13 protein-coding genes are annotated in these 8,190 nt (G+C 65.6%); 7 read left to right on the top strand and 6 right to left on the bottom strand.

What is annotated here, in order from left to right:
• The 3 genes from IH48_RS36395 to IH48_RS0128055 form a co-directional block, all read left to right on the top strand.
• Positions 1 to 229, top strand: a 229-nt coding sequence (locus tag IH48_RS36395; RefSeq protein ID WP_158710362.1) for a hypothetical protein, incomplete at its 5' end; no start/stop codon positions are given.
• A gap of 126 nt (positions 230 to 355) precedes the next feature.
• On the top strand, positions 356 to 856 hold the full coding sequence (locus IH48_RS36390) for a hypothetical protein (RefSeq protein WP_158710361.1): 501 nt from the start codon (positions 356 to 358) through the stop codon (positions 854 to 856).
• 10 nt (positions 857 to 866) lie between these two features.
• Positions 867 to 1,148, top strand: coding sequence for a hypothetical protein (locus tag IH48_RS0128055; RefSeq protein WP_030910579.1), 282 nt, complete (start codon positions 867 to 869; stop codon positions 1,146 to 1,148).
• Between the two features lie 821 nt (positions 1,149 to 1,969).
• On the opposite strand, the gene IH48_RS37690 is transcribed toward IH48_RS0128055, so the two are convergent.
• Entirely contained in the window at positions 1,970 to 2,242 is a 273-nt protein-coding gene (locus tag IH48_RS37690) for a DUF5959 family protein (RefSeq protein ID WP_420705549.1), read from the bottom strand.
• A gap of 381 nt (positions 2,243 to 2,623) precedes the next feature.
• On the opposite strand from IH48_RS37690, the gene IH48_RS0128050 reads away from it, so the two are divergent.
• Entirely contained in the window at positions 2,624 to 3,118 is a 495-nt protein-coding gene (locus IH48_RS0128050; RefSeq protein ID WP_051840774.1) for a hypothetical protein, read from the top strand.
• Positions 3,119 to 3,643: 525 nt separating this feature from the next.
• On the opposite strand, the gene IH48_RS0128045 is transcribed toward IH48_RS0128050, so the two are convergent.
• Positions 3,644 to 4,549: an oxidoreductase gene (locus IH48_RS0128045; RefSeq protein ID WP_030910573.1), complete on the bottom strand. Its 906-nt coding sequence runs from the start codon at positions 4,547 to 4,549 to the stop codon at positions 3,644 to 3,646.
• Between the two features lie 135 nt (positions 4,550 to 4,684).
• Here IH48_RS0128045 and IH48_RS0128040 point away from each other — a divergent pair, with 135 nt between their 5' ends.
• Complete coding sequence (locus IH48_RS0128040) at positions 4,685 to 5,533, top strand: helix-turn-helix transcriptional regulator (protein WP_030910571.1); 849 nt, start codon at positions 4,685 to 4,687, stop codon at positions 5,531 to 5,533.
• Here IH48_RS0128040 and IH48_RS0128035 read toward each other — a convergent pair.
• Complete coding sequence (locus tag IH48_RS0128035; RefSeq protein WP_030910569.1) at positions 5,530 to 5,736, bottom strand: DUF397 domain-containing protein; 207 nt, start codon at positions 5,734 to 5,736, stop codon at positions 5,530 to 5,532. The genes IH48_RS0128040 and IH48_RS0128035 overlap by 4 nt on opposite strands.
• Positions 5,729 to 6,526: a helix-turn-helix domain-containing protein gene (locus IH48_RS0128030; RefSeq protein ID WP_199810017.1), complete on the bottom strand. Its 798-nt coding sequence runs from the start codon at positions 6,524 to 6,526 to the stop codon at positions 5,729 to 5,731. The genes IH48_RS0128035 and IH48_RS0128030 overlap by 8 nt, the downstream gene beginning before the upstream one ends.
• A gap of 143 nt (positions 6,527 to 6,669) precedes the next feature.
• Between IH48_RS0128030 and IH48_RS37685 the strand changes: the two genes are divergently transcribed.
• Together IH48_RS37685 and IH48_RS0128020 are read left to right on the top strand one after the other, a co-directional pair.
• Positions 6,670 to 6,864, top strand: coding sequence for a hypothetical protein (locus tag IH48_RS37685; RefSeq protein ID WP_030910564.1), 195 nt, complete (start codon positions 6,670 to 6,672; stop codon positions 6,862 to 6,864).
• Positions 6,864 to 7,085 (top strand): hypothetical protein, encoded by a 222-nt coding sequence (locus IH48_RS0128020; RefSeq protein ID WP_030910561.1) that lies wholly within the window; start codon positions 6,864 to 6,866, stop codon positions 7,083 to 7,085. Before IH48_RS37685 ends, IH48_RS0128020 begins: the two co-directional genes overlap by 1 nt.
• 133 nt (positions 7,086 to 7,218) lie before the next feature.
• On the opposite strand, the gene IH48_RS0128015 is transcribed toward IH48_RS0128020, so the two are convergent.
• Both IH48_RS0128015 and IH48_RS0128010 read right to left on the bottom strand, forming a co-directional pair.
• Positions 7,219 to 7,473 (bottom strand): DUF6332 family protein, encoded by a 255-nt coding sequence (locus tag IH48_RS0128015; protein WP_030910558.1) that lies wholly within the window; start codon positions 7,471 to 7,473, stop codon positions 7,219 to 7,221.
• 63 nt (positions 7,474 to 7,536) lie between these two features.
• Entirely contained in the window at positions 7,537 to 8,178 is a 642-nt protein-coding gene (locus tag IH48_RS0128010; RefSeq protein WP_030910556.1) for an HAD family hydrolase, read from the bottom strand.
• Between the last annotated feature and the right edge of the window lie 12 nt (positions 8,179 to 8,190).

Here is an 8,190-nt window from a genome sequence, read left to right as displayed (position 1 = left end):
CACCACCAACCCCTACACCGGCAACCGCTACGCCTACGGCGCCGGCAACCCCACCAGCATGATTGAGGCCGACGGCCACACCAGCTGCGACATCACCGGGATGTGCGGAGGCACCTATCGCGAAACCACGACAATCAAGCATGAAGAGCAGGAGACGCCGCAGAAGACCACTGCGGACAGCAGCACCGCAAAAGAAGCGCAAGCGCCCGCGCCCTCTTGTGGATTCTGAGATGTCAAATGCGGGTTCAAGCAGCTGTTCCACAGCAACTGTGGCTTCTGGGATGTGAAGTGTTCAGCGAAAGAGAACGCTGACGCCTGGAGTAACGCACTCGGAATCGACGACGCCAAACAGTGCGTGACCCAGGGCGACTTGCCGTCGTGTGGATGGACCGTCGCATCTTTCATCCCTGATGCGAGGCTCGGTAAGCTGGCCAAGCTCGCCTCTGAGGGTAAGGAGGTAAAAGCAGCAGCGAATGAGGGGCTCTTTGGAGATTACGCTAATTTCTATGGCGGTTCGGATGGTGGCGTGATGGCGAACGTAAATAATGGTGTGCTCAGCCTGGCGATCGAGAAGGGTCCGACTACACCGCGGGGTGCCCAGATGTTTGACGATGCCATCAATCACTTCGGTGCCGAGAACCTCAATGCAATCGAGGGTAAGTGGGTCAGGGCAATGCCGAGCAATCTCAATACATTCAATGAAATGGTTCGTGGTGGCATGTCGCCTGAACAGGCGGCAGGGAGTACGTTCACGGGTAAGATGGCAGCTCGACATGGATTCGGCAACGTTCAAGTCACGAAAGCAGTTGGCGAGCCTGGTGCCTACACTGACGTCCAGGTACTCTTCACGAGGTAGGAGTGTTCGAGTGGAAGCGCTCGTGGCGGACGCCCGAAAGATGATTCTGAACGGCAGTAGCCTTATTGACTTGATCGATTTTCTTCGGTCTGTCGAATCCTTCAAGTTGACACCGCTCAATTTCATGAGGGTGCTCAATGAAGCTGTTGGGATCCGAATGATGGAGTCTCGAAGGCTCGTCTCGATGTTCGACGCAGAGATGGAGCCCATCATGGCGGAGGCCGTTGTCGAATTGAGATGGAGATCGACTGTCGATTCTCATTCGCTGAATGATGGCCCCACTAGTATGTGAATGGCAGTCGACGGAAGTTCCCCTTTGGCAGTGCAATCTCAAAAGGGCACTTCCGTGTGAATGCTTCCTCGAGAGGATGTAAGTTGTGAAGCGGGATCCAGCAAATTCACGGTGCGGAGATTCATATCCAACGGATTCTGCACTCGTCCGAAAACTTCTCTGGGATTGCTTCTCGGGGCAGCGGGAGACGATCCTTTCCCTGGAGCGGGAAGAGCAGGAGTATGCGTTCCCAGATGATGTCGCACCACCAGAGGTGGGAGCCTATACCCTGGCTAGCGAAGTATTCGTCCAGGGGATCCTAACTCCGCTTTTGCATGCACCCCGGTTGGACGAAGACCTGGCAAAGCGTTGCGCATACTTCCTGGAGTGCCTCCTCGGGAGTGGACGGCCCTCCATTCGCGAGATGACTAGCATCAGGATCACTGACCACTTGCTCGGATACCCTGAGAACTGGCCGAAGTTCCGGAAATATGCGGGTGAACTCATGCTTCGCGAGGTAAAATCACGACAGCAATACTACAAGGGCCCGCCTCTGTAGCTGTTCACCCTGAGGATATCTCCTCGCTCACCAGCTCACCAGCTCACCAGCTTGGCAGTAGCGGAACGGACATGCGCAAGGCCGATTCGATAGCGGCCGGCAACCCTCGGTGCTCATGGAGATCGTCGCGCAACGCTCAGATGTCTATGCGTGTCAAGTGTGAGCCGTCCAGGGCGGACGCGGAACGACCCCGGCCCCACGCAAGACCGGCCTGTCTCCGCCGAAGTGTCAGATTCAGTGATTATCGGTCAGCAGCCAGATGATCAGTGCCGTTGCAAGGCGGTTATATGCATCGTCGAACCATGAGTCGTACAGCGGGAATGTCACGGACGCAGTTGTCAAAAGTCATTTCCTTGCCGCTAACGGTGATTTGAAAGCACTCTCCCTCTTCGTCACGTTCGATGGAGAGGGCAGCGCCTCGCACATGTTCACGCCAGGCAGCTTCCTGTCCTGCATCAAGCACGTCAAGGCAATTCTGCCATTCGATCAAGTCAGAAGGAAACAACCAGTCGCGCTGCTTTCCACTGACAAATGGCGTCTCAACGACAATTCGCACGTTAATGCGTCTGGGAAGGTCATACTTTCCGAACTGTAGCGAGCGCGTATGAAATGCGCCTGCTCACACTCATCCTTGTCCGTACCGTTGCCCACCCGCGCGCCGGTGGCAGCGCATGCACGGGCGCGGGTTCCTGCCGCCCACCAGCGCGCGCTCCAACACGCAGGACTGCACGATACTTCCTGTCACCGAAGGTGACCAGGATGCCCTGCCGGCCCCCGGTGGGCCGGTCCCAGGGCAGTCCCGGCCGTGGCCGACTTGAAACCATCAACCAGGTGTGAGATTCGGCATGTTGGCTACCCGTGACGCTCGCGTGACGGCGTTCGCTCGGAATGTGGAGGGCTTTTGACGCTTCCGTAGGACGAGTGAGGGGTGGGGCTCATGGATGAAGGGGACGGCGACAGAGCGCCGAGCGCGCGCGGGATGCGTTCGTACGCGGCGGCCTTCGTAGCGCGGGTGACGGCACGCAACCGGCTGCCGCTGGACTACTCGGTGGCCAGTCTCCGTGTCGTCGACTTCGTCGTGGACGGGTTGCGCAAGGGCGGAGCCGATCCGGAGCAGGCGCGGGAGACACTACTGGGGCTGGGGGCGTACGTGGGGGAGGTGCTCGTGCGCCGGGCGGGTGCCGTGTGGGTGGACTTCGACGAGAGGGAGCAGGCCTATTTCGGTCAGCCGGTGGGGGTGCGGATGCCGGACGGCAGGGTGTGGAACCCGCTGGGAAAGGTCCGCAACCGCTTCGAAGTGGGCGGCCCCGCCGAATCGTTGCAGACGTTCTGGCTGAGGCTGCACGGCCGGGCCCGGAGACGCCCCGCTGCCTTGACGGGCTCCGCCCAGTCGCTACGGCCGGGGCCACCACCGGGCCGCCCGGTCGCGTAACGCCTGTGGCCGCGACGGCGGAACGCCGAGGGGGGCACCGAGGCCCACTCGATGGCGGTCCCGGCTGGTGCCCGGCGTGATGCAGACATGCTTCCGTCCACCGTCGGCCGTGACACGGAAACGCAGTCGGCGGTGACGTCGCCTCGTGTGACGTGGTGGGAGATGCCCGCGCGACGGCCGGAGACAACGGCGTCGACGTGTCCAGCTTCACGCTGCGCCTGACCCAGCAGTTGCGGCGGCACCGGCGGTCGGCGTCCGGGCGAGCGCTGCCGGATGGGCTGCCAGATACGTCAGGACCGCAGACGGCCGGCCGTTTCGTACGCGTCCGTTTCGTACGCGTCCGTACGGTCGGTCGCGGTGTCGTCCGTGAGGTCGATCAGCGCGAGCGGGGAGCGAGCGGAGCCGGATGAGCGTGTGCATCACTGGGGCCGAGCACGCCAAGGGCGGTTGAGGGGTGCCGTTACCGCCGTCGCCCGGCCGCGCCCGGCTGCGCCCGGGTGGCGGCGGGCGTCTCGTGCCACCGGCTCACAGATAGCCGACCCCGGTCAACTCCTCGGCCTCCGCCCACAGCCGTCTGCCGACCGCTGGGTCCGTCGCCTCCCGGCTGAGGCGGGCCTCTGTGACCCGGCCGCGCGTCTCCCAGAGTCCCGCGGGGCCGAAGAACTGGCCGCCCCGCACGCCGGGTTCGGTCGCGGCGCGCAACTGCGGCAGGGTGCCGCGCTCCACCGGCTGGGTGGCCAGCAGGCCGAGCCACGCGATCACCTGCCCGGCCCGGCCGCGGTGCTCCCACGCGCGCGGAGTGAGGTTCGTGCGGGTGAGACCTGGGTGGGCGAGCGTACTGACGACGGGCGATCCCGCCCCGCGCAGGCGCCGGTCGAGCTCGATGCCGAAGACCGTCGTGGCGAGCTTGGACCGGCCGTAGGCCGCAGCGGCCCGGTAGCCGCGCTCGAACATCAGGTCGTCGAAGTCCAGGTGTGCGTTCTTGTGGGTGATCGAGCTGAGACTGACCACCCGCGGGTCCCTCCCCGCCGTCAGTGTGGACAGCAGCAGCCCGGTCAGCGCGAAGTGGCCCAGCATGTTGGTGGCGAGGTGCAGCTCGAAGCCGTCGGCGGACGTGCGGCGTGGGCCGAGCAGCACCGCGCCGGCGTTGTTGACCAGTAGGTCGATCGCCGGATGGTCGGCGGCCAGTTTCTCGGCGAAGGCTCGTACGGACGCGAGGGACGCCAGGTCCAGCTCGCGCACCTCGACCTCACCGCCGATCCCGCGGGCTGCCTCCCGCCCGGCGCCGGTGTCGCGGACGGCGAGCACGACATGCGCGCCGTGGCGCGCCAGCTGCGTCGCGGTGACCAGGCCGAGGCCCGAGTTCGCGCCGGTGACGACGGCGATCCTGCCGTGCTGGTCGGGGATACGGTCGGCGGTCCATCCAGTCATCCGCTGCTCCCTTGGGGTATCGGTGGTGGGGCGGGCGGATGACGCTAGACGCGACGCGGGCCGGATCGGTCGTCCCCGGTTGCCTAGGTCCACGGGACCTACCTTGCGCGCCGAGGAAGGCGGCACACTGGCCTCATGGCCCACCCCTACGCCCGTGAGCTCGGAGATTTCCTGCGCGCCCGGCGTGCCAGGCTGCACCCGCACGACGTCGGCCTTGAGCCGGGCGGCCGGCGCAAGGTCACCGGGCTGCGGCGCGAGGAGCTGGCCCTGCTGGCCGGGCTGAGCACCGACTACTACCAGCGCATGGAGCAGGGCCGCGAGGTGCGGCCGTCCGACGACGTCCTGGACGCGCTCGCCGCCGCGCTCGGCCTCGACGACGAGGAGCGCGGCCACCTGTTCACCCTGGCCCGGGCGGCCAGGCGCCCGATGCCGGCCGAGGTGGACCACGGCCCTGAAACGGTGCCCCGCAGTACGCGGCGGCTGCTGGGCGTCATGGACACCCCGGCAGTCGTCCTGGGCCGTCACCTCGACCTGCTCGCCTGGAACCCGATGGCGGAGGCGCTGCTCGGCAGCCCTGACGACTATCCGCCCCAGCGTCGCAACATGCTCCTGCTGATGTTCGACGACACACTGACCGGCGGCCGGTCCTGCCCCGACTGGGAGCGGCAGGCCCTCGACTACATCGGCATGATGCGCGCCGCCGTCGCCACCGACCCGACGCATCCGCGTGCCACCGCGATCGTGGGGGAGCTGTCCATCCGCAGCGCGGAGTTCCGGCGGCTGTGGGCCCGCCACGACGTACGCGCGTCGGTCTGCGGCACCAAGACGTTCCATGTCCCGGAGGTCGGCGACATCGTCCTGGACTGGGACACCTACCCGGTACCCGGCAGGGCCGGTCTGTTCATGCTCGCGTTCACGACGGAGCCGGGCAGCGCCGACGAGGACCGGCTACGGCTCCTCGCCTCGCTGCGGGCGACCCGTTAGGACGTGCGGGGCCGACCCGCCTTGATGCCTGCGACGAAGGAGGAGTAGGCGCCGGCGGACAGGGTGAGGGCGGGGCCGGTGGGGGCCTTCGAGTCACGGACGGGGACGATGCCGTGCGCGGCGCTGAGGTTGGTGGCGACCTCGACACAGTTGCCGCCGTTGTTGCTGTAGGAGGACGTGTGCCAGTGGGGCTTGTCAGTCACGGAACTTCCCTTTCACTGCCTGCTCGATCATCGCCACGGAAGCCGCCTGCGACAGCGCTCCGGCCTGTAGCTGATGGTAGGCCGTCAGAATCGGCACGACGAGTGTGATCTCACGGTCCAGATGGCCTCGGGTCTGGGCCTCGGCATATGCGGCCATGGACCGGTCTGGCAGCGTGAGGAGGTTGATCGGCAGGTCGACCGGACGGCGCTCACCCATGGTGAACGGGGCGATCTGGAGGACAGTATTCGGCAGCTCAGCGAACTCGACCAACTTTCGTAGCTGCGCCTCCATCACGTCACTGCCGCCAATGGCCTGACGGATGCAGCTCTCGTCCATGACCAACATGACCATCGGTGGCTGCGGTCGCGTCAGTGCCGACTGTCGCTGGGCCAGGAAGGCCACCCGCTCATCAGCCTGTTCGGGCGTGATGGCGCCTCGCCGCAAGGCAGCGTCGGCCAGAACCCTTGCGTAGTCGGGTGTCTGCAGCAGCCCGGGGATGATTCCGATCTCGTACAACCGGATCTCCACAGCCCGGCCCTCGTACTCGACGTACTCCGGAAAGCCTTCCAGCAGGGAGTTCTGCCGTACTGCCTGACTCTGCCGCTCCAGCCTGCCGCCGGTCCCGAGCGCGGTGTCAGCGTTCCTCGCGAAACGCGTAGTTGGGGGTCTACGGCCAGTTTCGACAGCGGAGATATGCGTTCCGGACCAACCCATGCGCTCCCCGAGCTCGTCCTGCGTCCACCCGCGCTCGTCCCGTAACGCGCGTAGCCGCTGGCCGAACGCCGCCATGGGTGACTTCTCCGGGTCCAGCTCTTTCCGGTTCAACGGTCTACCGCCTGACTCTCCGTGCAAGGCCTGCAAGTTGAAGGCATTCCGACTCTAGGCGACGCTGAACGCCCTTGGTAGTGGAATGACTACGGAGAGGAGCCGAAGTGTGCGCGGAAGACAGTCCACGCGACGCTCACGAATCACTTCACGCCCCCACCCTCTGCCGGGCCTGCGGGGAGCTCAGGTTGGCCGAAGCCGTCGCCAACGCCCAGCGCGACTACAGCAGGGCTGCGGACTGCCGGGTGCTGCTTCGGCGCCATCAGGCGACGGCCGAGTGTGCCGCGCGGAGGGCGGAGTGATGGAACGGGACGCGGGCTCGCCGGAGTTCAACCCGTTGCGCTTCCCGCCGTGCGCGTGCCCACGGTGCCGTCCCGGCGAGGACACTGCGGCGGACGGCGACGCCGAAGGCGCCGACGCGGACGCGGATGCGGACGGCGACTCCGCGCTGCTGCGTCACCTGCGCGCGCGTGTCTGCGAGGAGAACGCGCTGCGCGTCTCGCTCCGGCGCGCGGAGCCGTGAGTGACCGGGGCTTCTCCGGGGACCCCGAGCCGCGCCAGGTAGTGCCACACTTTCTTGATCGCCTGGGGGTCACGGTGGCCGGCGCGCACCGCGTCCCCGACGAGGAGCGGGTCGAGTACCCCGTCGACTGCGGTCAGTCACCTTGGCGGCGGTCTGCGTCGAACCGGAGCAGTACCGACACCAGACGCCACATTCCGGCAGCCGCACCGAGCAGGGCGCCTCCCATCAGCATGGATTTCGCCGTCTGTTCGGACACGTCGAGGAGCAGCGCCGGGATCCATGCCGCCGCGAACACGGCCGCTGCCAGCAGGATGCCCGTCACGAAGGCGAAGACGATCTCCACCGTCATCGCGTCCTTCGCATCGAGTGAGCCCCGGCCCATGTCCATGCCGCAAGTCTCACACGATGCGCACGCTCTATCGAGCAGTTGCCGGATTTCTTGACTTCCGCCTCAGGCCGGACCGAGGATCAGGTCCTTCAACCCGCCCAGGGTTTCGATCCGATGGGTCGCCTGCGAGAAGTCCTGTGCTTGCGTGAACGCGTTGTGAACGACGACGCAGTCGATGCCGGCCGCCACGGCCGAGGCCAACCCTCTCGATGAATCCTCTACGACCAGCGTCGCTTCCCTGGCCGCTCCGAACCGCTTCAAGCCCGTCAGATACGGCTCCGGGTGCGGCTTGGCGAGCTCGTAGTCCTCGCGGACAAGGACGAAGTCCATGAACTGCCTGATGTGGCGCTGTTCGTGGATGATCTCGAAATCCGCGCGTTTCGCTGTCGTCACGATGGCCATGCGGACGTGCTTCGACAGTTCCGCAAGCGTCTCGACGACGCCTTCTATCTCGATGGATTCCGTTCTCAGGTACTCCTGGTAGTAGGCATCGCGAGCCTTGCGCTGCCTGCCGATGGTGCGTTCGCAAACGCCTGCCGCCTTGGCTTGGGCCCACGTGCCAAGGCCCTGGCTCATGTCCCGCAGATATTGGTCCATGTCCAAGGGCAAACCAATCTCCGCCAGGGCGCGTTCGCCGGCCTTGTAGTACCAGGATTCGGTATCCACCAGCACGCCGTCGTGGTCGAAGAGTACGTACTTCTTCATCGGCTTGATCCC

It is taken from the genome of Streptomyces sp. NRRL F-5126, assembly GCF_000721265.1.
Lineage (GTDB): Bacteria > Actinomycetota > Actinomycetes > Streptomycetales > Streptomycetaceae > Streptomyces.
The sequence above is the reverse complement of the archived record's forward strand: the minus strand, read 5'-3'. Positions and strand labels throughout refer to the sequence as shown.

Bases quoted from the DNA above. Each gene is read 5' to 3' on its own strand.
- IH48_RS0128050 (WP_051840774.1), top strand. From the start codon at position 2,624: ATGGATGAAGGGGACGGCGACAGAGCGCCGAGCGCGCGCGGGATGCGT.
- IH48_RS0128045 (WP_030910573.1), bottom strand. From the start codon at position 4,549: ATGACTGGATGGACCGCCGACCGTATCCCCGACCAGCACGGCAGGATC.
- IH48_RS0128040 (WP_030910571.1), top strand. From the start codon at position 4,685: ATGGCCCACCCCTACGCCCGTGAGCTCGGAGATTTCCTGCGCGCCCGG.
- IH48_RS0128030 (WP_199810017.1), bottom strand. From the start codon at position 6,526: ATGGCGGCGTTCGGCCAGCGGCTACGCGCGTTACGGGACGAGCGCGGG.
- IH48_RS0128020 (WP_030910561.1), top strand. From the start codon at position 6,864: ATGGAACGGGACGCGGGCTCGCCGGAGTTCAACCCGTTGCGCTTCCCG.
- IH48_RS0128015 (WP_030910558.1), bottom strand. From the start codon at position 7,473: ATGGACATGGGCCGGGGCTCACTCGATGCGAAGGACGCGATGACGGTG.
- IH48_RS0128010 (WP_030910556.1), bottom strand. From the start codon at position 8,178: ATGAAGAAGTACGTACTCTTCGACCACGACGGCGTGCTGGTGGATACC.